The sequence below is a fragment of the Pseudomonas sp. NPDC087598 genome, from assembly GCF_044743525.1.
Classification (GTDB): Bacteria; Pseudomonadota; Gammaproteobacteria; order Pseudomonadales; family Pseudomonadaceae; genus Aquipseudomonas.
The window spans coordinates 1-21,582 of record NZ_JBIUWQ010000005.1; the positions used below are offsets into that span (position 1 = coordinate 1).

Below are 21,582 nucleotides of genomic sequence, written 5' to 3' on the forward strand. Positions count from 1 at the left end.
ATGATTTATCAGAATCATTATGTAGCAACATCACAAGTCTGGACAACATTCAAAGATCATAATCTAATACAGCTAGCCCATCGGTTAGTTGATCCCTGGCACCGAAACCAGGACGTCAGCGGTCGCCCGTGAGAAGTACGGGGTCATGCGTCTGTTGCATGTAGTCGTGTTGACTAACTGCTACGCAATAGCGTCACAACGAGGAGAAGCAGCGAAAACCGGGAGGCTCCTTGACGACATTTACCGTGTCGACCACAAGCGTCTTGAGAATTTTCGCCAGCGCTTCTCGTCCTTGTACTGGACGTTCAGGCCAGGTCAGCTTCTTCAATCTGCCTTGTGGGCAGCGTGTATCCGGAAAAAACAACTCGGCGGTCAGACGAGTTTGCTCAAGCTTGTAACCAAGTGTTCCCGATCGGGGAACGTCTTCATCATGCAAAAGCAAAACGACGCCGTCAACGGTTTTGTAGTGATTATTTTTGAGCACTACATATTGTCGGACAAAGCTGTTCTGGAATGAGAAAGGATCCGTTCAGGCAACGGAAAAAGGCGCGTGCAGGGCGTAGAAGGTGCACGGATAACCGTCCACTTCGCGCTGCTGCGAGGTGAATTCGCCGCCACTTAATTCAGGGATCAGCCGTGCCCAGAAGCGCTGCGCAGGCAGGTTGGCGTCGATGTGGAAAATTTGCCACTGACCGGGGATTTTGCTCAAGAGGGCAGAGACGACAAACTGCGCGACGCCTTGGCCACGAAAGCGTCGTGCGAGAAAGAAGTAGCCGATGTTGTGCTCGGCGCCAGGAATGTGGGTGTCGTTATCTACGGTTACGAAACCGGCGAGTTCGCCGTCGACGCGAATAAGGAAAGGTCTGGTGGCTGGATGGCGCCAGTAATCGTCTTTTGGCTGGATGCTGTAGAAGCCATGCTCGGCGAGTTTCAGCGGCAGCCATTGACTGAAGTCGTACATGTAGAACTGCATCAGGTTTTCCAGGGTTTGCAGTTCATCGCGCTGGGCGGGGTGCAGTTCGATGGTGGGCATTGGGTGAACTCCGGCAAAGGCATCCCATCAGTGTGGACTCAAGACCCAAAGTCCCCTTTGCCACAGGATACGTCGTCGTTACTTGGCGGTGCGTTTGGTTGTGCCGGTGGTTTTGCTGCGAGTCGATTTGCGTTTCTTCTTCCATGGTGCAGTTGCTTTGCCGGCAGGCGGTGGGCCGCTGATGGTCAGGCTCAGGCCTGAGCAGCGGGTCACTTGTTTGCTCATCCACGCTGCCTGTTTGGTGACGAACTCTTCGAGGCTCATCTCGCCGCTCTGCACCATGTCCAGTGCCTGTTCCCAGATTGCCGTGGTGCCGGGGTCGGCGATTGCGCGGGGCACGGCGTCGATCAGGCTGAAAGCCGCAGGTGTTGCGGCGAGAGCCTTGCCGTTTTTCACCAGATAGCCGCGATCCAGCAAACCCTGAATGATCGACGCACGGGTGGCTTCGGTGCCGATGCCGGTGGTGTCCTTGAGTTTCTGTTTGAGCAGTGGATCCTCGACCAGTTTGGCGACGTTCTTCATCGCCTTGATCAGATCGCCCTCGGTGTAAGGCTTGGGCGGTTGCGTCCACAAATCCTTGAGCTTCACCCCGGCGATGGCGCACTCGATGCCCTGGCTCAGCGTCGGCAAGGTTTGCGGTGCCGGCGCCTCACGGCCCTTGGCCGGGGCGAGAGCTTCGGGCAAGGCACGTTTCCAGCCCGGTTCGATGATCTGCTTGCCGACAGCGCGCAGCGCTTCACCGGCGCAATCGAAATCAGCCTGGGTACGATCATATTCATGATTGGGCAGAAACTGCGCCAGATAACGCGCGCGGATCAGTGTGTAAACCGCACGGTGTTTGCCGCTCAGGCGTTCCAGGTTTTTCGCGGCGGCGGTCGGGATGATGCCATGGTGCGCGCTGACCTTGGCATCGTTCCATGCCCGGGAACGGCGCTGCGGATCAAGAAAACCATTGAGCGCCTCAAGGCTCGGGTCGGCCTGACGCAGCGCTGCCAGAATCCCCGGCGCCTCGCTGTGCTGACTCAGGGGTAGAAAACCGCAATCGCTGCGCGGGTAGGTAACGACTTTGTAGGTTTCATAAAGCGCTTGGGCGATGTCGAGGGTCTCCTGCGCGCCGAGGCCAAGCTTCTTCGAGCAGACTTCCTGCAAGGTGCCGAGGTCGAAGGGCAGGGGCGCCACTTCGCGCATCCGCTCGGTGCGCAGTTTCACCACGCGTGCACTGGCGGCACTGTTGATGGCCGCTGCCGCTTGTTGCGCCAGTGCCTGATTCAAGCAGCGCTCCTGATCGTCGCAAGCGTCCGACGGCGCCCGCCACTGCGCGGTAAACGGCGTCCCTTCGTGCAGCAACTCGACGTCGATCGCCCAAAATGGCACCGGTACGAAATCGGCGATGCTGCGATCACGATCCACTACCAGCCGCAATGTTGGTGTCTGTACCCGACCGACTGGCAACACGCCTTGATAACCCGACTGCCGGCCGAGCAGGGTGAACAGGCGACTCATGTTCATGCCGATCAGCCAGTCCGCCCGGGAGCGACCGAGTGCCGAGTGATACAGGCTGAAAGTCTCGGCGCCGGGTTTCAACGCGGCCAGTGCCTTGCGGATCGACGCCTCGTCGAGCGCCGACAGCCAAAGCCGGCGGATCGGCCCGCGATAACGACAATGTTCGACCAGTTCCCGGGCAATCATCTCGCCCTCACGGTCGGCGTCGGTGGCGATGATCAGTTCGCTGGCCTCGCCAAGCAGACGCTTCACTGCTTTGTACTGGCTGGCGGTGCGCGGCTTGACGGTCATTTTCCACTTGTCCGGAATGATCGGCAGATCCGCCAGCACCCAGCGCTTGTAGCGGGCGTCATAGGCATCCGGCGGCGCGGTTTCCAGCAGGTGGCCGATGCACCAGGTCACCGTGACGTCCGTTCCCAGCCAGCAGCCGTCGCCGCGCCGTTTGGCGCCGAGCACGGCCGCAATGTCTTTGGCCTGGGAAGGTTTTTCACAGAGGTACAGCCGCATAACCACCATCGTCGATCAATGTCCGCAGAGGTGCACAGAATGGCCGGAGTTGGCGCCACGGGCAACTTTTATCTGTATGGATATACAGATAAAAGACATTGCAGGAAGTGACGGGCAATACCGGGACGCTGCACAGCACTATCGAGAAATTGATTAGCACCCTGTTTGCGCCTGTGTCAGGTTTTTCGGCGATTCACACACGCGAGTGACAGGACGATCTCGCCAGAAGATCGCCGTGGTCTGTCAACACTGACTACTCAGAAACAAGGAAGTCCACCATGGCTCAAGCCAAAGCGAAAACCAGCAGCGCCTACGATGAAATCAACACATTCAGCCACTTGTATGATCGTGGTGTCGGGCTGGTCAATGGCAAACCGTCGTTCACCGCCGATCAGGCCGCTGACGAAATCCTGCGCAAGAACCTGTCGTGGGGCGACAAGAACGCTGACGGCAAAATCGACCTCAGCTACACCTTCCTGACCGAGAAACCTGCGAACTACAACGCGAAGCTCGGCAACTTCAGCGAGTTCAGCGCCCTGCAGAAGGCGCAAGCCGTGCTGGCCATGCAATCCTGGGCCGACGTCGCCAACGTCACGTTCACTGAAGGCAAGGGTGGCGACGGTCATATGACCTTCGGCAATTATGACGTCAGCACCGGCGGCGCCGCCTTTGCCTATCTGCCGAGCGGCAGCAGCTACGACGGCCAGTCGTGGTATCTGATCAACAACCAGTATCAGGTCAACAAAACCCCTGACACCAACAACTACGGGCGTCAGACCCTGACCCACGAAATCGGCCACACCCTCGGCCTGTCACACCCGGGCGCCTACAACGCCGGCAATGGCAACCCGACTTACGCGGACGCCAAGTACGCCGAAGACACCCGCGGCTACAGCCTGATGAGCTACTGGAGCGAAGCCAACACCGACCAGAACTTCAGCAAGGATGGCAGCGGTGCGTACGCGTCGGCGCCGTTGCTGGACGACATCGTCGCGGTGCAGAAACTCTACGGCGCCAACTATGCGACCCGCGCTGATGACACGACGTACGGGTTCAACTCGAACGCCGGGCGCGATTACTACAGCGCGACCTCTGCTTCTTCGAAAGTGGTGTTCTCGGTGTGGGACGGTGGCGGTAACGACACGCTGAATTTCTCTGGTTTCAGCCAGAACCAGAAGATCAACCTCAATGAAGGCTCGTTCTCCGACGTTGGTGGTCTGGTCGGCAACGTCTCGATTGCTTATGGCGTGACCGTGGAAAACGCTATGGGTGGTTCGGGCAATGACTTGCTGATCGGCAATGCGGCGGCCAACTATCTGTCTGGCGGTGCCGGTAACGACATTATTTACGGCGGTGGCGGCGGTGATACGTTGTTGGGCGGCGCGGGTGCAGACACTTTTGTATTCGGTGCGGCGAGTGATTCGACCAACAACCAGCCGGACTGGATCATGGATTTCCAGAGTGGTCTGGACAAGATCGACCTGTCGGGCATTGCCGGGTTTGCTTCGGGTGCGGCCACGCTGAACTTTGTCAACGGTTTCACCGGGCATGCAGGCGATGCGATTCTGACTTACTACGCGCAGAGCGGGCAGACCACGTTGCTGGTTGACCTGACCGGGCAAGGTGAGATTGATTTTGCCGTGGGTGTGGTGGGGCAGGCGGTGACAACTGACATTGTTGCGTGATTTGCTGACTCTGTAGATTCAGGGCATGCATGCCTCCTGTGGCGAGGGAGCTTGCTCCCGCTCGGCGGCGAAGCCGTCGCAAAATCGAAATTCGCGTTATACCTGACACACCGCGATTGCTGATTTTGGGGCCGCTTCGCAGCCCAGCGGGAGCAAGCTCCCTCGCCACAGTTCGTTCATGTCCTTGGAGAAACCCATGAAAAGCTCCGGCCCCAGCCCCGTCATCTCCCTCGAAGAACTCCCAGGTTGCCTGCTGGTGAAATTCCACGGTATCCAGGTTGCCGCCTCTTCCCACGTGCTGGTCCTCAACGAGGCCAACTATCCGCCGGTGTACTACGTCCCTCGCGAAGACATCGACGAAAAATATTTCGCCCGTACCGACCACACCAGTTATTGCCCGTACAAGGGCGATGCCAACTACTTCAGTCTGCAGGTGCCGGGGCATGAGGGGGCGAATGCGGTGTGGACTTACGAGCATCCGAAAGTGTCGGTGACGGCGATCCGTGACTATGTAGCGTTTTATCCGGATCAGGTGAAGTTCGAGGTGATCAAGGCTGACGCCTAAGACACAAATCTGTGATCGTGTGAATCCCCTGTGGCGAGGGAGCTTGCTCCCGCTGGGTTGCGCAGCGACCCCAAACCCAGGAAATGTGCTGTATCAGGCACACCTCGGTAGCAAGGTTTGCGACTGCTGCGCAGTCGAGCGGGAGCAAGCTCCCTCGCCACAGAGAAGCTGACTTGACCTGGAATCAGTTCTTGTCGAGATCGATATTCTTCGTCTCGCGCAAACAGATCATTCCCACCACCAGGCTCACCCCGGTGATCAACACCGGATACCACAGCCCATAGAAAATATCCCCGGTGTACACCACCAGCGCAAACGACACGGTCGGCAGGAAACCGCCAAACCAGCCGTTGCCAATGTGGTAGGGCAGTGACATCGAGGTGTAGCGGATGCGGGTCGGGAACAGCTCGACCATCAGCGCTGCCAGCGGGCCGTAGCACATGGCGGAGATAATGATCAGCGCGACAATCAGCGCGACGATCATCGGTTTGTTGATCTGCTGCAAGTCAGCCTGTTGCGGGTAGCCGGCGAGGGTGATCGCGCCGCGCAATGCCGCTTCTTCGAAGCCGTCGAGTTTCACGTCGCCCACGCTGACTTGCACAGCGCTGCCGGCCGGCGCAGCGGCGCTGGAGTAGGGCAGGCCTTGCTTGACCAGGAAGGTTTTGACCTTGTCGCACGGGCTGTCGAATTTGGCTTTGCCCACCGGATCGAACTGGAACGTGCAGGTCGCCGGATCCGCCAGCACGGTGATCGGTGCCTGACGGCTGGCCTGATCGATTGCCGGGTTGGCGTAATGCGCCAGGGATTTGAAGATCGGGAAGTACAGCGCTGTCGCCAGCAACAGGCCGAGCATCAGCACCGGTTTGCGTCCGACCTTGTCCGACAGCCAGCCGAAAATGATAAAGAACGGCGCACCGATCACCACGCTGATGATCAGCAAGGTGTTGGCCACGGCCGGGTCCATTTTCAGAAACTGGGTGAGGAAGAACAACACGTAAAACTGCGCCGCATAGAAGGTCACCGCTTGACCGGCGTTGATGCTGAACAGAGCGATCAGCACGACTTTGAGGTTTTCCCATTTGCCGAAGGATTCGCGGATCGGCGCTTTCGAGGTTTTGCCTTCCTCCTTCATTTTCAGGTATGCCGGCGACTCATGCAGGCTCAGACGAATCCAGGTGGAAATGCCCAGCAGCACGATGGACAGCAGGAATGGAATCCTCCAGCCCCACACTTCAAATTGGTCGCCCGTAAAGTAGCGGCAACCGAGCACCACCAGCAGCGACAGCAGCAGGCCGAGGGTCGCGGTGGATTGAATCCAGCTGGTGTGGAAACCGCGCTTGCCGATCGGCGCATGCTCCGCCACATAAGTCGCGGCACCGCCGTATTCGCCGCCGAGTGCCAGGCCCTGAAGCATGCGCAGCACCACCAGAATGATCGGCGCAGCGATGCCGATGCTGGCGTAGGTCGGCAACAGACCGACGCAGAACGTCGCCACGCCCATCAGAATGATCGTCGCGAGAAAGGTGTATTTACGCCCGATCATGTCCCCCAACCGACCGAACACCAGCGCCCCGAATGGCCGCACGATAAAGCCTGCAGCGAACGCCATCAGCGCAAAGATGAACGCCGTGGTGTCGTTGACCCCGGCAAAAAACTGCTTGCTGATCACCGCCGCGAGGGCGCCGTAGAGGAAAAAGTCATACCACTCGAACACCGTCCCCAGTGATGAAGCGAAGATGACTTTCTGCGTGGCATTGCTGGTGCTGGCGCCGCTCGTGGCGTCCAGCGGCTGAGCGTGTTCTGACATATCGGTATCCCTCACAGTGATTGTTTTTGTTGTTCCACTGGTGCTGCGTGTCCGGGTGATGCGCGATGCCTTGAATCTGCTGATGATTCTTGTGGGAGCGAGCCTGCTCGCGATAGCGGTGTATCAGCCAACAGAGATGTTGAATGTTATTCCGTCATCGCGAGCAGGCTCACTCCTACAGGGGTTGTGTTTACAGCATTAGGGTTGAGGATCAGTTGTGCCGCTTTTTCGGCAATCATCAGCGTAGGCGAACAGGTGTTGCCCGAGGTGATGCGCGGCATGATCGAGGCGTCGGCGATGCGCAGGCCGGGAACGCCGTGCACACGCAACTGCGCATCAACCACCGCGTCGCCGTCATTGCCCATGCGGCAGGTGCCGACCGGGTGAAAAATCGTCGTGCCGATTCTCGCGGCGGCTTCGTGCAGTTGCGCTTCACTTTGCAGGCTGTCACCGGGCAGGTACTCCACCGGTTTGAACGCTTGCAGGGCAGGGGCGCTGACGATGCGTCGGGTCAGACGGATCGCATCGGCGGCTACGCGCAGGTCTTCGGGATGGCTTAAATAGTTGGGCTGAATCAGCGGCGCTGCTTGCGGATCCGCCGAGCTGATCTCGATGCGACCGCGGCTCTGCGGACGCAGATCGCACACCGAAGCGGTGAACGCCGGAAAGCTGTGCAACGGCTCGCCAAAGCGCTCCAGCGACAATGGCTGCACGTGGTATTCAAGATTGGCTGAAGTCTGCTCCGGCCCGGATCGGGCAAACGCGCCGAGCTGACTCGGCGCCATCGACAACGGCCCGCTACGGTCGTACAGATAACGCAGGCCCATGCCCATCTTGCCCCACACGCTGCCGGCGATCTGGTTGAGGGTGCGGGCGTTTTCCAGTTTGTAGATCAGCCGCAGTTGCAGGTGATCCTGCAGATTGCCACCCACTCCTGGCAACTCATGAATAACGCCGATACCGAGGCGTTCCAGCAGCGGACGCGGGCCAATCCCCGAGCGCTGCAAAATGCTCGGCGAACCGACAGAGCCGGCGCACAACACAATCTCCTTGCGCGCCTTGAAGCTTTTCGCCTGACCTTCGTGGCGAGCGCTGACCTTCGATGCGCGACCACCCTCCAGCAGCACGCGATCCACTTCAACTCCGGTCAGCACCGTCAGATTCGGCCGGTTTCGAATCGGCTTCAAAAACGCCTTCGCCGCGTTCCAGCGCACGCCGGCCTTCTGGTTGACCTGGAAGTAACCGCAACCTTCGTTGTCGCCCTGATTGAAGTCGTCGATGCTGGCGATGCCGCTCTGTTCGGCCGCACTGCGGAACGCATCCAGAATCGGCCACGACAGCCGCTGCTGTTCGACCCGCCATTCACCTTTGGCGCCGTGAAATTCGGCGGCGCCGGCAAAGTGGTTTTCACTTTTTTTGAACAAGGGCAGAACATCGTTCCAGGTCCAGCCCGGATTGCCTTGGGCTGCCCAGCCGTCGTAGTCGTCTGCCTGGCCGCGCATGTAGATCATGCCGTTGATCGAAGAACAGCCGCCGAGCACTTTGCCGCGTGGATAGCTCAGGGCGCGACCTTGCAGGCCGGGTTGCGCCTCAGTCTTGAAGCACCAGTCGGTGCGCGGGTTGCCGATGCAGAACAGGTAGCCGACGGGGATATGAATCCAGGCATAGTTGTCGCGTCCGCCGGCTTCGAGCAGCAACACGCGCTGCTGCGGATCCGCCGACAGCCGATTGGCCAGCAAGCACCCGGCAGGGCCGGCGCCGACCACGATGTAGTCGTATTCATCGAGGGAAGTCTGCATTCCCTGACCTCGCTTTTTGTTTTTATTGTCGGACACTCTAGTTGTTAGCTTTCGTCAAAAGAATGTTAGTTTTTGCGCAGCCGCTGTGCGTTTTTAAACAGCCTTGATTGACCATAGCTGACAAGGACACCCCATGTTCGACTGGAACGACCTGCGGTTCTTTCTCGAGTTGCAACGCAGCGGCCGCCTGCTCACCGCCGCCCGACGCCTGAACACCACGCACGCCACCGTCGCCCGCCACATCGAGGCCATCGAAAAAAGCCTCGGCACCGCGCTGTTCGTCCAGCACGCCCAAGGCTACGAAATGACCCCGGCGGGGGAGGCGCTGCTCAAACACGCCGAAGCCATGGAAAACGTCGCGTTGCTGGCCCAGGAAGAGATCACCCAATCCACCGCGCCACTGGGCAAGATTCGCGTTGGCGTGACTGAAGGTCTGGGCATCAAGTTTCTCGCCAGCCGCATGATCGGTTTGTTCGAACGCTATCCGGGTCTGGAAGTGGAGTTGGTCGCCGTGCCGCGCTTCGTCAGCATCCTCAACCGCGAGGCAGAGATCAGCATTCATCTGGAACGCCCGTCGGCAGACATGCTGGTCACCCGCAAACTCACCGACTACCGTCTCGCGCTCTACGCCAGCCAGCGTTATCTCGACAAAGCACCGCCGCTGCAAAGCCGCGAAGACCTCGGGCGGCATGCGTGGATTGGTTACGTCGATGATCTGCTGTTCAGTCAGGAATTGATGTTCCTCAACAGCTTCTGCCGCAGCCCTCGCGTTGTGTTCCATAGCACCAGCGTCATCGCCCAGCAGGAAGCGGCGCGCTCGGGATTGGGCATTGCGGTGTTGCCGTGCTACATGGCCGCTTCCGACCCGGATCTGGTCGCGCTGCTGCCGGATGAAAGCATCGAGCGCAGTTACTGGATCAGTACCCGGCGTGAATTGCACAAATCGGTGCGGCTGCGGGTGGTCTGGGATTATGTCGTCGGCCTGTGTGAAGCAGAGCAGGGCCTGTTACTTGGATAGCCCTGCCCACATCAAAACCTGTGGGAGCGGGCTTGCCCGCGATGACGGACTGACATTCAACATCTGCTTGGCTGACCCACCGCTATCGCTGGCAAGCCCGCTCCCACAGGGTTCTTTGGTGTGGATCAAACTTGCGGTTGAATAATATATGGATATCCGTATATTCGGTTTTCCATATGTAATGATCGCCCCCACATGATCACGCCCCCGGAAGTCTTCAAAAGCCTGGCCGACGAAACCCGCGTCCGCGCCACCCTGCTGATCGCCGATCAAGGCGAACTCTGTGTCTGTGAGCTGATGTGCGCCCTCGACGACAGCCAACCGAAAATCAGCCGTCACCTCGCGCAACTGCGCAGCAATGGCTTGCTGCTTGATCGCCGTCAGGGCCAGTGGGTCTATTACCGCCTCAATCCCGATTTGCCGGACTGGGTTCACCAGATCCTGCAAGTGACGTCGCAGGCCAACGCCGACTGGCTCAAAGACAACGCTTCACGCCTGCAGAACATGGACGGTCGTCCCGTGCGTGAAGCTGCCTGCTGCTGAATCCAACTGACAGGTGCCATCCATGCGAGTGCTGTTCATGTGCACGGCCAATAGCTGCCGCAGCATCCTTTCTGAAGCCATGTTCAATCATTTGGCCTCAGCGGGATTCACTGCGGTGAGTGCTGGCAGTTTTCCCAAAGGCCAGGTATTGCCGCGCAGCCTCTCGACGCTTGAGCGGGCGGGTATTTCCACCGACGGCTTGCACAGCAAAGGTAACGACGCCTTCGAAGACAACCCACCCGACATCGTCATCACCGTCTGTGACAAAGCCGCCGGCGAAACCTGTCCGGTGTACTTCGGCCCGGCGCTGAAATCCCATTGGGGGCTGGAAGATCCATCCGAAGTCAGCGATGACGAAGCGCAAATAGATGCAGCGTTCCGCGCAACACTGGCGCGCATCGAACAACGCTGCAAAGCCTTCCTCGAACTGCCTTTCAACCGTCTCAGCCGCGACCAGCTCAAGCATGAGCTTGATCGCATCGGCACGCTCTAAGGAGGACTACTGATGTCTGAGCATCTGCCCAACCTCGATCCAAGCCTGATCGAAGCTTTCAAAACCTCGGCCTCGGGCGAACACAAACCGCGCATCCTGTTGCTTTATGGCTCGACCCGCGAACGCTCCTTCAGCCGTTTGCTGGTGGAGGAGGCCGCACGCTTGCTCGAACACTTTGGCGCCGAGACGCGCATCTTCAACCCGTCCGGTTTACCGCTGCCGGATGATGCGCCGGTCGATCATCCCAAGGTGCAGGAACTGCGCGATCTGGTGCTGTGGTCGGAAGGTCAGGTCTGGTGTTCGCCGGAGCGTCACGGTGCGATGTCGGCGGTGTTCAAGGCGCAGATCGACTGGATCCCGCTGGAGCTCGGCGCGGTTCGCCCGACTCAGGGCAAAACCCTGGCGGTGATGCAGGTCTGCGGCGGCTCGCAGTCCTTCAACGTGGTCAATCAACTGCGCGTGCTGGGCCGCTGGATGCGCATGTTCACCATCCCCAACCAGTCTTCGGTGCCCAAGGCCTACATGGAATTCGACGAAGCCGGGCGGATGAAGCCTTCGCCGTTCTACGACCGCGTGGTCGATGTGATGGAAGAACTGGTGAAGTTCACCGTGCTGCTGCGCGACCGTCAGGACTTTCTGGTCGATCGTTATTCCGAGCGCAAGGAAAGCGCCGAGCAACTGATGACGCGGGTCAACCAGCGGTCGATATGAAAAAAGCCGTCGGCCTCATCTGACGAACGTTGCACAAACCTTCTAGCCTCGATTCGCCAATTGTGGATTACTGGCCCCAGCCCATCACCGTATTCAAGCCATGAGCAACTGGATCAACCTCAGCCACGACCGCGAAACCGGCATCGAAACCCTGCACGCGCATTTCGCCGGGCACGCGCACGCCTACGATCCGCACTGGCACGAAACCTACCTGATCGGTTTCACCGAGCAAGGCGTGCAGCGCTTCAACAGCCGCAGGGCGCGGCATGACAGCACGCCGGGCAAGGTCTTCATGCTTGAACCCGGTGATATCCACGACGGTGATGCGCCGAGTCCCGACGGCTTTACCTATCGCATGCTGTACTTGCAGCCTTCCTGGCTGGAGCAGGCACTCGACGGTTTGCACCTGGGCCGTTTCGGCAGTGGTTTGCCGGGGATCGGCAGTGTGATCAACGATGACCCCGAGTTGGCCCGCGCCACGTTGTTCGCCTTTAACGCGCTGCATCAGCAAGACGTGCGCATGGTGCGGGACGTCGCGCTGGACTCGTTTCTGGAGCGCCTCGCCAGCCATTTGTACCGACGCCCGCAGCCAAGCGCCGCTACCCGCGCACCCTTGATCGCCCGACAGGCCCGCGACTATCTGATGGCCTATCACGAGCAAGACATCAGCCTGCAAACCCTGGCAGAGGTCTGCGGCACCGACCGTTTCCGCCTGACCCGAGCGTTCAAGGCTGCCTATGGCTTGGCGCCGCACGCCTGGCTGATTCAACTGCGCCTCAGCCGTGGCCGGCAGATGCTCGCTGCGGGTGTGCAGCCAATAGAAGTCGCCAGCCGACTCGGTTTTGCCGACCAAAGCCATCTGGGCCGCTGGTTTGTGCGCGCCTATGGCATCACCCCGGGCGCCTATCAACAGCGCGCCGTTGGCAGCATTCGACGCTGAACAAACGTTCAAGACTCACGCGCGCTCCAGCCGCCACAGTAGGCCCTGACTTCCTAAAGGGCCGTGCCATGCTTGCATTCATCCTCTTCGCCTTCGTCGCCTCCATCACCCCGGGCCCAACCAACCTGATCGTCCTCAGCACCAGCGCCCGACGCGGCTGGCGGCCGTGCCTGCCGATCATTCTGGGCGCTGCCGTTGGCGCCGCTTCGCTCGTCTGGGTCGCCGGCGCAGGGGCCAGCGCGTTGATGCTGCCCGGCGTGCGCCCGATCATCAGCGGTCTCGGACTGTGCTGGATGTTGTGGCTGGCCTGGCAGATCTTCACGGCCCCGGTCACCGACATCGATGCCGCCGCCGAGGAAGAAAAAGCCGAGATGGGCCTGATAGGCGCCGCATTGCTGCAATGGGTCAATCCCAAATCATGGTTCATGGCGATCGCCGTTATCAGCGTGTTTACCGCGCAAGGGCAGGGGCTGAACGCACTGTGCCTGGTGTTCTTCCTGGTATCGCTGCCATGCCTCGCGATCTGGGCATTGCTCGGCCGGGGCGCGGCGCGATGGCTGAGTAATCCTGCGCAGTTGCGCTGGCTGAACCGGATCCTCGCCGTGCTATTGGTGGTCTCATCCGCGACAGCGATCCTGCACAGCTGATCTTTGAACGCACGCAAACCCCCTGTAGGCCTTCGCCTGCTCGCGATAGCGGTGGTTCAGTCAACATTGATATCAATTGAACAGACGCTATCGCGAGCAGGCGAAGGCCTACAGGGTTTTGTGCAAAGTTTGAGTCATCGATTCGAGAATGGCAGAACTCATTTCGAAGTAAGCGAACAACCAGGGCCACTTGCCGGATTTACCTCTCGCGTCCACTCTATGACCTGCCGACAAGGAGCGTCCGCCGACCCTCCGTCGAGACCCCAGGGAGCTTGCAGCATGAGCGAAGACAACAAAGTAAAAGGCCCGGCGTCGTACTTCCCGTCCATTGAGAAAAAGTACGGTCAGCCCGTCGATCACTGGCTGAATCTGCTCGCCAGCATCACCGACAAGAAACACATGGAACTGGTGGCGTGGCTCAAGGAAGAACACAACATAGGCCACGGCCATGCCAACGCACTGGTCGCGCATCATTTGGCAGCGAGCAAAAAGTGAGGGCAGGGCAGCGATGAACTTCACCCACCGGCCCGTGAAGGCCGAAGACGTCAAAACCATTTGCGCCTTTCCGCAGGGCGAACAAGAGCTGTTCTTCATGTTCCCGAAAGCGTATTTCCCACTGACGGAAGAGCAACTGCACACGGCGATCAGCCAACGTTTCGACTCGACCATTTTCGAGGCGGATGGAACAGTCGTTGGCTTCGCCAATTTCTACCGCGCCGAACACAACGGCATCTGCTGCATCGGCAATGTCATCGTCGCGCCGAATGCCCGAGGCAAAGGCGTGGCCCGATACATCATCGAAACCATGACCACACTGGGCTTTGAAAAGTATCAGGCCAACGAAGTGCAACTCTCCTGCTTCAACGAAAACACCGCCGGATTGTTGCTCTATCCAAAACTCGGCTTCGTCCCGTTCGCCATCGAAGAACGCCCCGCGCCGGGTGGCGGCCGCTCAGCCCTGATCCACATGACACACCACAAACCCTGAGCAACCCGCGAAACCTGTGGGAGCCGGGCTTGCCCGCGATGACGTCCGTCCAGCCAGAAACGATCCAAGGCTTGGCCCGGTACGTGTAGGAGTGAGCCTGCTCGCGATGGCGCCCGCCGAGCCAACCAGTGTCTCCGAGAATCTTCCAACAAGGTTTTTGATCATGTCAGCCACCACGTCACGCTTGATATACCGGCAACCGCAACTCGCCGACCTGCCCGCCGTGTTTGCAATCTTCGGCGACCCGCAAACCAACCTGTTCAACCCTGCCGGGCCAATGACCGACCTCGCCCAGGCTGAAGCGTTGCTTGAACGCTGGCTTCAACACTGGGCGACCCACGGCTACGGCTGGTGGACCATCACCAGCGCGCAAGCCCCCGGCCACATCCTCGGATTCGCCGGCATCGCGACGCATGACTATCTGGGAAAACCGGTGATCAACCTCGGATATCGCTTCGCCGTCGAAGCCTGGGGCCACGGCTATGCAACGGAGGCGGGGCAAGCCGCGTTGACCCACGCCTTCGACCACCTCGGATTACCCGAAGTGTTCGGCCTGGTCAGGCCTGATCACGCTGCGTCGATAAAGGTGCTGGAAAAAATCGGCATGCGTCGCTTCGGACTGCTCGACGACGTGCCGGGCAAAGCCCCCAGCCTGGTGTTCCGAATCCAACGAAATACAACCCAATGATACTGCCGGAATAAAAAAAACAGTGGGCCCGAGCGCAATGCCTCCCACTCACTGACAATTCAAATCCAGCTACAAATCCCTGTGGGAGCGGGCTTACCCGCGAAGGCGTCCGCCCAATCCCCCCATCACTTCCAGAACGAACCAACCGGGAGCGCTCAGCGATCAGACTTCGTATTCATCGCATCCAGCTGGCACTCATCGTCGGTGCCTTCCAGGTGCTCCTTCGCAGTACCAGATGAGGTCGCCCGAGGTGAGCTGCGGATACTGCGTTATCCAGAGGAAGATCTGCAGCCGTAGCGTTTGCAATCGAAAGCTGCCATGGCCAGGCTGACGATCATTTGTTTTCAGGTAAAGAACTCAACCTCTCCACCCACAAGCTTATAGATAGCGCCTACAATTTTTATTTTCCCATCCTGCTCAAGCTTGTTCAGGGTCGGGCTGTGTTGACGGATATCGGCCATCGTCATTTTGATGCTGGTGCGGGCAACGGAATCGACAAAGTCATAGTTGTCAGCCGTACGCTCACCTGCGTATACCGTTTCAGCAATTGCCGGTTTGATTTTGCTCAGCAATCCAGTCAGGTTTCCCAGTTCGGCATTGGCAATTGCACCCTTCACCGCACCACAGGATGTATGCCCCATCACCACTACAACCTTGGCTCCTGCTAGAGCACAGGCAAATTCCATACTGCCGAGAATGTCTTCGTTTTCCACATTGCCAGCCACGCGGCAGTTAAACGTTTCACCAATACCGGCATCCAGCAGGATTTCCGCCGGGGCGCGCGAATCAATACAGCTTAAAATTACCGCTGACGGATACTGCCCGTTTTGACTGGCGCGCTTTTGCGCCAAATAGTCATGCTTTTGCGTTTTGCCTTCACGGAAACGCAGATTGCCGGATCTCAGGCTTTCAATGACCTCATCCGGCGTCATTTTATCTCGCTCTTCTTTGCTAAGCGCTGCAGCAAAAGAGACTGAAGGCATGGTTAATCCGGCCGCTCCAGTAATCGTTAATGCTGAAAGGGCAGCTCCGCGCTTGAGCAGCATGCGGCGGGATGGGTGCTGCGGGTCAGATTGATTCATTGTTCAATTCCTGGATTGTGGCATTGAGACAAATTAACCCAGGACGCAGATTGCCGTTAGCAGCATTTCCGAAAACACGAAAATGTCGATCGAAGAGGTTACTTGGAAGACGGTTCTGAGTGGAGTTGGTAGGACTTATGTTGGTATCCAGGATCACTCCGAAAGGCTGAAGCCGGGATCAAAAGCAGCAGCATTCAGCCACCTCATCGTGATGGATGCGAATGCCATCTGGGGCGACCGGCGTTCAGCAGCTGCCGAAGTCGAATCGATGCTGCGCTCTCCGCAGAGCACAACCAACCTGACCTACCTCGGCAAATTCAACTGAGTTTCAAGTTTTGCATCGTAGAGCCGCGACGCCTGCCTGAGCCTGTAAACCACCCGCCAAAAACCGAGTGAAATAAACAGCAGAGAATCAGGTTGTTTAAACGAAACATCAGAACACCACCTGCGCCCTACAACTTCTTGCGCCATCGCCTACGACTACGCCAGAATCCGCCGGCTTGTGCGTCTAGGTCGCGGGTTCTATCGTTTGTCGGTCACTGAAAAACAGTGATCGGGTTTGGTAGCCCGCCATAACTAGTCGCATCGCGCACCGTTCGCAGACCTTGTCGGGTCTCTGCTCAATGGTGGCCATGCGCAGGACACCTTCGGGTGTGCCGGGTCCTAGTTACCGGTCTACCAACCCGCGTATGGCCGCCACCTTCGTTTGGTAGCGAATGTGAAGGCTCCTTTTGTTAACTAGGAGTTTCACCATGTTCAAAGTAACGCCGAACCCGCCGCAAACCGATCCGGGATCCCCCTACGAATCCCCCGACTCCAAGAAATTCCACGAAGCCGCCGAACGCGCCCTCGACCATTACCTCAAACCCTCCGACCGAATCATGGCCAGCACCAACGAGCCCGAACCCATGTACCTCGCCAACCCGAAGTACGACACGGAATCGCTCCTGGCCAATGCCAGCGAAACCCTCGGCTCGGCCAGCGAAATGCTCCTCAACTTCGCCGCCATGCTCGACACCTCCCACCGCAAAACCGCACTGGGCATCGCCCAGGTCGTGATGCTCGGCGAACTCGCGGTAAATCGGGCGCTGGATAACGTCGAACTACCGAAATAGAAATTAGAGCTCTCTGCAGCGATCGCCTTTGCTCTTCGCTACAGAGGGCTATCCAGATACGCCGTATTTCAATCAGTGATGTTTCAGATGTTGTTTCAAACAGGCGTGTATTACATGGCTTGTCATGAGCCGATCTGCCGCGCTAGCGTTGGTATCTACTTATAGAGCGAGCTTTTTTCGAATGCCATTACATGAATGCCCGCACACATTTAAAGCGTTAGCCACAACGGTACTGCCCGGCCACATGCGCAGAATGACAAGCGCTCTGGCTGATCCGCGAGAGATGGAGGCATTTTCAGTTCCGAGAGTTGGCACGAAATCGCTGCTAAAACAGTTCGATCTGGCACATGACTTTTCGGGTTGCTATGTGCTGATCGACAACGGGGTGCCTATCTACGTGGGTATTTCCAGAAGTGTGGTCAGTCGGCTTCGTCAGCACGTCTTCGGTAAAACACATTTCGACGCCAGCCTGGCTTTTCGAATAGCGATGGCTAAGCATCCAGATCGAACGATCTCCAAACTGACGCGCGCGAAGGCAATGAATGACGCCTTATTCGGTACCTCATTCATAGAGGCCCAATCCTATTTAAAGACACTCCAGGTGGCAGCAATTGCCATCGAAAATGCGCTTGAGCTTTACGTTTTTGAACCCTACTGCGCGCTGGCCCTTGATACGCACCAGTGGAATTCTTTTGAGACGCATTGAGTCTCAGTCTCTAATACCTCTACTGGCCTATAAACAAGAAACGACGCGTTTGTTTAATGTGCGTCGTACGTTGCTGGTCATGCCCTACAAATCCTTGCGCCATCGCCTACGACTACGCCAGAATCCGCCGGCTTGTGCGTCTAGGTCGCGAGTTCTATCGTTTGTCGGTCACTGAAAAACAGTGATCGGGTTTGGTAGCCCGGTGTTAGATGTACAGCTCCACCATCGCCGAGATTTCTTCGTTTCGGATTTATGGTGGTCATGTACAGGGCGTCCTAGGGCGCGCCGGATCCTAACACCCGGTCTACCAACCTGTGCATGGCCGCCACCCTTCGTTTGGTAGCGAAAGGGTGAAGCCTCCTTTAAATGTGTTAGGAGCTTCATCTATGTTCAAAGTAACGCCGAACCCGCCACAAACCGATCCGGGATCCCCCTACGAATCTCCCGACTCCAAGAAATTCCACGAAGCCGCCGAACGCGCCCTCGACCACTACCTCAAACCCTCCGACCAAATCATGGCCAGCACCAACGAGCCCGAACCCATGTACCTCGCCAACCCGAAGTACGACACGGAATCGCTCCTGGCCAACGCCAGCGAAACCCTCGGCTCGGCCAGCGAAATGCTCCTCAACTTCGCCGCCACGCTCGACACCTCCCACCGCAAAACCGCACTGGGCATCGCCCAAGTCGTGATGCTCGGCGAACTCGCCGTAAACCGGGCGCTGGATAACGTAGAAATCCCCAAATAACCCCCCAACATGACGAGGGGCAACCCTCGTCAAACCCGATTTCCCCCACGCGCTAGCAAAGGGCCACGCCTTGCGCCCCTGATCCTCGACTGTCACCCTTTCGGCCGTTCAAGGATCAGAACAAGGAATCAAGGATTGAGTGGCTACGTTCCCAACCCCCCGAAAAACCATCGCTACGCCGAAGCCGAACCCGTCGACATCCACGCCCAGCGCTGGGCGGAATATGAAAAGCACAGCAAAGAGCCAGCGCCAGAACCCGAGAAAATCGGCATCGCGTTGAGGATCGGCGTGTTCTTTGATGGCACAGGGAATAATGCGAATAACACGGCGGCTGGGCTGCTGTGTGGAGCGCAGCATCCGATTGCGCCGGAGGATATTCCGGCTAGCTGCACGCCCTATATGGGGGAGACGGACAGCAGCTATGGCGCAGGACTTACAAATGTAGCGAAACTACATCTGTTATATAAGGAAGCTAAGGATGGTGAAGGAGGAGGCTCCGTTATGCGAGTATCGGGCTCAATCTACATGGACGGTATCGGTACCCAAAGTGATAAAAAAGACAGTGTGCTAGGTTCCGGATTGGGACGGGGTGATACGGGAGTAGCTGGCCGCGTACAGGCTTCATTCACGCAAATCAGACAAATTGTTGAAGACACCCTGAAAGAAAATCCAAACAGCGAAATTGCGTCTCTGACGTTTGATACGTTTGGGTTCAGTCGTGGCGCTGCAGCCGCACGACACTTCGCAAATGAAGTGGTACGAGGCAAGCAAGGGCCTCTGGGAAATTTGCTGAACAGCAGCGCACGAGATTTCAACCGTAACTTTGATAGCCAGTTTGGACGCGGCATAAGAATGGGGTTTATTGGGCTATTCGATACAGTGCCCTCCATCGCTGGTTTCACAAATTTTGGACGCGTGAAAAGCTCCATCGCCCCGGGTGTGAAGCTTTACCTGGACCGCCAGTACTTCACAGATGTTGTCCATCTTGTAGCCCGAGATGAATGCCGTGCCAATTTCGCGCTGAGTCGGGTAAAACCTGCACATCCGGAATATACCTTTCCGGGTGTTCATTCAGATATCGGCGGTAGCTATCTCGATGAAGTCGAGGAGTGCGTACTGATCAGCCCGATGCAAACACTCGCGGTACCTCTCCACACCGATGTCTCAACCACGTCGATCTATCAGGATGCTGCGCGAATCAGACGCCAGTGGATCGCTAACGGATGGCCTGCTCAATGGCTGGAAATTGTTACTCCCGCTTCTTTCGAGCTTCCACAGGAGCATCAAGACATACTTTCACCCAAACAGAAACGCGTGTTCGTCGCTCTGCAACTCAAGCGGCCGGTTAGCGGCAAGCTCTCAAGAGTCTATTTGAGAGTCATGTATCAACTGGCAAAGGAGAAGGGCGTTCCGCTCATCGATATCCCCGACGGTGAGGAACACTCGGTTCCCCAGGAACTCCAGCCGCTGTGTGATCGATTTGTTGCCGGTGACTACCGCATCACTGTTAAGGAAGACGCGCTGCTTAAACTGAAATATATCCATACCTCTGCGAACTGGAACCACCCACTCGGGAGAAGGGACGGCAGCGGCATTGAAGCGGTGTATATAAACGCCCCTACGGAAAACGCAATCCGCGTGCAGCATCCACATGTGCCAGATTGGAATTTTTGGTAATGAAAGTAATTATCGCGCTGGGCTTTCTCCTTCTGGCAGGTTGCCAAACCGCAAACCATGAAACAGGCGAAAACGACCCCAAATATCCTTGGTGGGAATTAGTGTTCGTCGAACCGAACTACATGAGAGTCTGGGTAGAGGACAGCTCCGTCCAGGATATAAATAACAGAGTGTTCTTTAGACCCGGCAAGAGCACGGCTGCCAGCGGAGAGCCCGACATCAGTACCGAGTCTGCCCGTGGTTGGGGGACAGTGGGGGGAACAGGGAAACCTGTGACTGGCGCTGAGCTTCCCAAACAAATCTTCGTTCGTTGGCAATCCATCACAGAGCAAAAAACCTACACGGGCTTCATCGAGATTCCAGAGGAAGCCAGGCGATTGATGGTGGCGTCCACGCACCAGCGTTGCCCGGAAACACCGGAGAAACCAGCTCGGTTCATGGCGTCACTTTACGTGGGGCTCGCACCGGGAGGAGTACTTCAAGCCTGGGTCCGTGATTCATGTCGGAATCCCATAATGATTGCTCGGGGGCAAGCCAAGATTGAGCCACTAGGCCCGGAACAGGGTAAACAAGGTGGTCGCTACGCCTATCCGGTCAGCGAAAAAGCGAAGCAATACATCGATAAATACGGGATTCCGTATGGAAGTTGGTAGGCGTTGGGTGAGTAAATCAAAAGCCGTCCTATTGGGCGTTTTACTGTTGGCGGGTTGCCAAACTGGAAGCTCCGAATCGGGTGCCAAAGATCCCAAGTCTCCATGGTGGCAAATAGGATTTATTGAGCCGAGTTACATGAAAATCTGGGTGGAAGACAGTTCAGTTCTGGATATCAAGAACATGATGTTTTTCAGAGTCGGCGGGAAGTCAGCCGCCGGAGGTGAGCCGGAAGATGGCACAGAGTCTGCGCGTGGCTGGGGTACCGTTAGTGGTTCTGGAATGTCAGTGACCGGCGCTGATCTTCCGAAACTTATCTTCGTCCGTTGGCAGTCCATATCAGAGCAAAAAACCTATAAAGGCTTCATTGAAATTCCAGAAGAAGCGAGGCAGCTGATGGTGAAGTCAACACACCAACGCTGCCCCGAGACCCCGGAACGAACTGCTCGATACATGGCGACGCTGTACGTGGGTCTAGCCCCGGGCGGTGTGCTTCAAGCTTGGGTCAGAGACTCGTGCCACCGCCCAATCAAAGTTGCCCATGCCCAAGGCGAGATCGAACCGCTCGGCCCGCAGCAGGGCAAGCACGGTGATCGCTACGCCTATCCAGTGAGTGAAAAGGCCATGCGCTATATCGAGAAATACGGCATTCCGTATGGGAGTTGGTAAACCGTA

The 21,582-nt window shown here is 57.7% G+C and carries 24 protein-coding genes; 18 read left to right on the plus strand and 6 right to left on the minus strand.

Going from position 1 to position 21,582, the window contains the following annotated elements:
• Positions 1-193 precede the first annotated feature (193 nt).
• The 3 genes from ACIOWE_RS04345 to ACIOWE_RS04355 all read right to left on the minus strand — a co-directional run bounded on the left by ACIOWE_RS04345 (position 194) and on the right by ACIOWE_RS04355 (position 3,043).
• Positions 194-484: a hypothetical protein gene (locus tag ACIOWE_RS04345; RefSeq protein ID WP_401387784.1), complete on the minus strand. Its 291-nt coding sequence runs from the start codon at positions 482-484 to the stop codon at positions 194-196.
• Positions 485-529: 45 nt separating this feature from the next.
• Positions 530-1,033 carry a GNAT family N-acetyltransferase gene (locus ACIOWE_RS04350; RefSeq protein ID WP_401387787.1) on the minus strand — a complete coding sequence of 168 codons (504 nt, stop codon included), beginning with the start codon at positions 1,031-1,033 and terminating at the stop codon, positions 530-532.
• Between the two features lie 78 nt (positions 1,034-1,111).
• Positions 1,112-3,043, minus strand: a complete 1,932-nt coding sequence (locus ACIOWE_RS04355; protein WP_401387789.1) for a DNA topoisomerase III — start codon at positions 3,041-3,043, stop codon at positions 1,112-1,114.
• A gap of 278 nt (positions 3,044-3,321) precedes the next feature.
• Between ACIOWE_RS04355 and ACIOWE_RS04360 the strand changes: the two genes are divergently transcribed.
• Positions 3,322-4,728: a serralysin family metalloprotease gene (locus ACIOWE_RS04360; protein ID WP_401387792.1), complete on the plus strand. Its 1,407-nt coding sequence runs from the start codon at positions 3,322-3,324 to the stop codon at positions 4,726-4,728.
• A gap of 196 nt (positions 4,729-4,924) precedes the next feature.
• Positions 4,925-5,293, plus strand: a complete 369-nt coding sequence (locus ACIOWE_RS04365; RefSeq protein ID WP_401387795.1) for a DUF427 domain-containing protein — start codon at positions 4,925-4,927, stop codon at positions 5,291-5,293.
• A gap of 184 nt (positions 5,294-5,477) precedes the next feature.
• On the opposite strand, the gene ACIOWE_RS04370 is transcribed toward ACIOWE_RS04365, so the two are convergent.
• The gene (locus ACIOWE_RS04370; protein ID WP_401387798.1) at positions 5,478-7,100 is read right to left on the minus strand and encodes an MFS transporter; all 1,623 of its coding nucleotides are present in this window, start codon (positions 7,098-7,100) and stop codon (positions 5,478-5,480) included.
• A gap of 146 nt (positions 7,101-7,246) precedes the next feature.
• On the minus strand, positions 7,247-8,899 hold the full coding sequence (locus ACIOWE_RS04375; protein WP_401387801.1) for a GMC family oxidoreductase: 1,653 nt from the start codon (positions 8,897-8,899) through the stop codon (positions 7,247-7,249).
• 133 nt (positions 8,900-9,032) lie between these two features.
• On the opposite strand from ACIOWE_RS04375, the gene ACIOWE_RS04380 reads away from it, so the two are divergent.
• From ACIOWE_RS04380 to ACIOWE_RS04420, 9 genes are all read left to right on the plus strand, one after another.
• Entirely contained in the window at positions 9,033-9,917 is an 885-nt protein-coding gene (locus ACIOWE_RS04380; protein ID WP_401387804.1) for a LysR family transcriptional regulator, read from the plus strand.
• Positions 9,918-10,112: 195 nt separating this feature from the next.
• Positions 10,113-10,460 carry a metalloregulator ArsR/SmtB family transcription factor gene (locus ACIOWE_RS04385; RefSeq protein ID WP_201238903.1) on the plus strand — a complete coding sequence of 116 codons (348 nt, stop codon included), beginning with the start codon at positions 10,113-10,115 and terminating at the stop codon, positions 10,458-10,460.
• A 22-nt stretch (positions 10,461-10,482) separates the two neighbouring features.
• Entirely contained in the window at positions 10,483-10,953 is a 471-nt protein-coding gene (locus ACIOWE_RS04390) for an arsenate reductase ArsC (protein ID WP_401387807.1), read from the plus strand.
• A 12-nt stretch (positions 10,954-10,965) separates the two neighbouring features.
• Positions 10,966-11,664 carry an arsenical resistance protein ArsH gene (arsH, locus tag ACIOWE_RS04395; RefSeq protein ID WP_401387810.1) on the plus strand — a complete coding sequence of 233 codons (699 nt, stop codon included), beginning with the start codon at positions 10,966-10,968 and terminating at the stop codon, positions 11,662-11,664.
• Positions 11,665-11,764: 100 nt separating this feature from the next.
• The gene (locus ACIOWE_RS04400; protein WP_401387813.1) at positions 11,765-12,604 is read left to right on the plus strand and encodes an AraC family ligand binding domain-containing protein; all 840 of its coding nucleotides are present in this window, start codon (positions 11,765-11,767) and stop codon (positions 12,602-12,604) included.
• 68 nt (positions 12,605-12,672) lie between these two features.
• A complete protein-coding gene (locus ACIOWE_RS04405) occupies positions 12,673-13,251 on the plus strand; it encodes a LysE family translocator (RefSeq protein ID WP_401387816.1) in 579 nt (192 codons plus the stop codon).
• A gap of 279 nt (positions 13,252-13,530) precedes the next feature.
• Positions 13,531-13,746, plus strand: coding sequence for a DUF4287 domain-containing protein (locus ACIOWE_RS04410; protein ID WP_401387818.1), 216 nt, complete (start codon positions 13,531-13,533; stop codon positions 13,744-13,746).
• A gap of 13 nt (positions 13,747-13,759) precedes the next feature.
• The gene (locus ACIOWE_RS04415; protein ID WP_401387821.1) at positions 13,760-14,239 is read left to right on the plus strand and encodes a GNAT family N-acetyltransferase; all 480 of its coding nucleotides are present in this window, start codon (positions 13,760-13,762) and stop codon (positions 14,237-14,239) included.
• 163 nt (positions 14,240-14,402) lie between these two features.
• Positions 14,403-14,927, plus strand: coding sequence for a GNAT family N-acetyltransferase (locus ACIOWE_RS04420; RefSeq protein WP_401387824.1), 525 nt, complete (start codon positions 14,403-14,405; stop codon positions 14,925-14,927).
• A 344-nt stretch (positions 14,928-15,271) separates the two neighbouring features.
• On the opposite strand, the gene ACIOWE_RS04425 is transcribed toward ACIOWE_RS04420, so the two are convergent.
• Positions 15,272-16,009, minus strand: a complete 738-nt coding sequence (locus tag ACIOWE_RS04425; RefSeq protein WP_201233759.1) for a carbonic anhydrase — start codon at positions 16,007-16,009, stop codon at positions 15,272-15,274.
• A gap of 82 nt (positions 16,010-16,091) precedes the next feature.
• Here ACIOWE_RS04425 and ACIOWE_RS04430 point away from each other — a divergent pair, with 82 nt between their 5' ends.
• From ACIOWE_RS04430 to ACIOWE_RS04460, 7 genes are all read left to right on the plus strand, one after another.
• Positions 16,092-16,334 carry a hypothetical protein gene (locus tag ACIOWE_RS04430; RefSeq protein ID WP_401387827.1) on the plus strand — a complete coding sequence of 81 codons (243 nt, stop codon included), beginning with the start codon at positions 16,092-16,094 and terminating at the stop codon, positions 16,332-16,334.
• Between the two features lie 427 nt (positions 16,335-16,761).
• Complete coding sequence (locus tag ACIOWE_RS04435) at positions 16,762-17,124, plus strand: DUF6124 family protein (RefSeq protein WP_401387830.1); 363 nt, start codon at positions 16,762-16,764, stop codon at positions 17,122-17,124.
• A 181-nt stretch (positions 17,125-17,305) separates the two neighbouring features.
• Positions 17,306-17,830 (plus strand): hypothetical protein, encoded by a 525-nt coding sequence (locus ACIOWE_RS04440; protein ID WP_401387832.1) that lies wholly within the window; start codon positions 17,306-17,308, stop codon positions 17,828-17,830.
• A 386-nt stretch (positions 17,831-18,216) separates the two neighbouring features.
• The gene (locus tag ACIOWE_RS04445) at positions 18,217-18,579 is read left to right on the plus strand and encodes a DUF6124 family protein (protein ID WP_401387835.1); all 363 of its coding nucleotides are present in this window, start codon (positions 18,217-18,219) and stop codon (positions 18,577-18,579) included.
• Positions 18,580-18,714: 135 nt separating this feature from the next.
• Positions 18,715-20,256, plus strand: coding sequence for a phospholipase effector Tle1 domain-containing protein (locus tag ACIOWE_RS04450; RefSeq protein ID WP_401387838.1), 1,542 nt, complete (start codon positions 18,715-18,717; stop codon positions 20,254-20,256).
• Complete coding sequence (locus ACIOWE_RS04455) at positions 20,256-20,909, plus strand: DUF2931 family protein (RefSeq protein ID WP_401387841.1); 654 nt, start codon at positions 20,256-20,258, stop codon at positions 20,907-20,909. The genes ACIOWE_RS04450 and ACIOWE_RS04455 overlap by 1 nt, the downstream gene beginning before the upstream one ends.
• Positions 20,896-21,576, plus strand: a complete 681-nt coding sequence (locus ACIOWE_RS04460) for a DUF2931 family protein (protein WP_401387844.1) — start codon at positions 20,896-20,898, stop codon at positions 21,574-21,576. The genes ACIOWE_RS04455 and ACIOWE_RS04460 overlap by 14 nt, the downstream gene beginning before the upstream one ends.
• The last annotated feature ends 6 nt before the right edge of the window (positions 21,577-21,582 follow it).

Excerpts from the sequence above, each read along its gene's own strand:
- ACIOWE_RS04350 (WP_401387787.1), bottom strand. The coding sequence starts at position 1,033 with ATGCCCACCATCGAACTGCACCCCGCCCAGCGCGATGAACTGCAAACC.
- ACIOWE_RS04355 (WP_401387789.1), bottom strand. The coding sequence starts at position 3,043 with ATGCGGCTGTACCTCTGTGAAAAACCTTCCCAGGCCAAAGACATTGCG.
- ACIOWE_RS04360 (WP_401387792.1), top strand. The coding sequence starts at position 3,322 with ATGGCTCAAGCCAAAGCGAAAACCAGCAGCGCCTACGATGAAATCAAC.
- ACIOWE_RS04365 (WP_401387795.1), top strand. The coding sequence starts at position 4,925 with ATGAAAAGCTCCGGCCCCAGCCCCGTCATCTCCCTCGAAGAACTCCCA.
- ACIOWE_RS04370 (WP_401387798.1), bottom strand. The coding sequence starts at position 7,100 with ATGTCAGAACACGCTCAGCCGCTGGACGCCACGAGCGGCGCCAGCACC.
- ACIOWE_RS04375 (WP_401387801.1), bottom strand. The coding sequence starts at position 8,899 with ATGCAGACTTCCCTCGATGAATACGACTACATCGTGGTCGGCGCCGGC.
- ACIOWE_RS04380 (WP_401387804.1), top strand. The coding sequence starts at position 9,033 with ATGTTCGACTGGAACGACCTGCGGTTCTTTCTCGAGTTGCAACGCAGC.
- ACIOWE_RS04385 (WP_201238903.1), top strand. The coding sequence starts at position 10,113 with ATGATCACGCCCCCGGAAGTCTTCAAAAGCCTGGCCGACGAAACCCGC.
- ACIOWE_RS04390 (WP_401387807.1), top strand. The coding sequence starts at position 10,483 with ATGCGAGTGCTGTTCATGTGCACGGCCAATAGCTGCCGCAGCATCCTT.
- arsH (WP_401387810.1), top strand. The coding sequence starts at position 10,966 with ATGTCTGAGCATCTGCCCAACCTCGATCCAAGCCTGATCGAAGCTTTC.
- ACIOWE_RS04400 (WP_401387813.1), top strand. The coding sequence starts at position 11,765 with ATGAGCAACTGGATCAACCTCAGCCACGACCGCGAAACCGGCATCGAA.
- ACIOWE_RS04405 (WP_401387816.1), top strand. The coding sequence starts at position 12,673 with ATGCTTGCATTCATCCTCTTCGCCTTCGTCGCCTCCATCACCCCGGGC.
- ACIOWE_RS04410 (WP_401387818.1), top strand. The coding sequence starts at position 13,531 with ATGAGCGAAGACAACAAAGTAAAAGGCCCGGCGTCGTACTTCCCGTCC.
- ACIOWE_RS04415 (WP_401387821.1), top strand. The coding sequence starts at position 13,760 with ATGAACTTCACCCACCGGCCCGTGAAGGCCGAAGACGTCAAAACCATT.
- ACIOWE_RS04420 (WP_401387824.1), top strand. The coding sequence starts at position 14,403 with ATGTCAGCCACCACGTCACGCTTGATATACCGGCAACCGCAACTCGCC.
- ACIOWE_RS04425 (WP_201233759.1), bottom strand. The coding sequence starts at position 16,009 with ATGAATCAATCTGACCCGCAGCACCCATCCCGCCGCATGCTGCTCAAG.
- ACIOWE_RS04430 (WP_401387827.1), top strand. The coding sequence starts at position 16,092 with ATGTCGATCGAAGAGGTTACTTGGAAGACGGTTCTGAGTGGAGTTGGT.
- ACIOWE_RS04435 (WP_401387830.1), top strand. The coding sequence starts at position 16,762 with ATGTTCAAAGTAACGCCGAACCCGCCGCAAACCGATCCGGGATCCCCC.
- ACIOWE_RS04440 (WP_401387832.1), top strand. The coding sequence starts at position 17,306 with ATGCCATTACATGAATGCCCGCACACATTTAAAGCGTTAGCCACAACG.
- ACIOWE_RS04445 (WP_401387835.1), top strand. The coding sequence starts at position 18,217 with ATGTTCAAAGTAACGCCGAACCCGCCACAAACCGATCCGGGATCCCCC.
- ACIOWE_RS04455 (WP_401387841.1), top strand. The coding sequence starts at position 20,256 with ATGAAAGTAATTATCGCGCTGGGCTTTCTCCTTCTGGCAGGTTGCCAA.
- ACIOWE_RS04460 (WP_401387844.1), top strand. The coding sequence starts at position 20,896 with ATGGAAGTTGGTAGGCGTTGGGTGAGTAAATCAAAAGCCGTCCTATTG.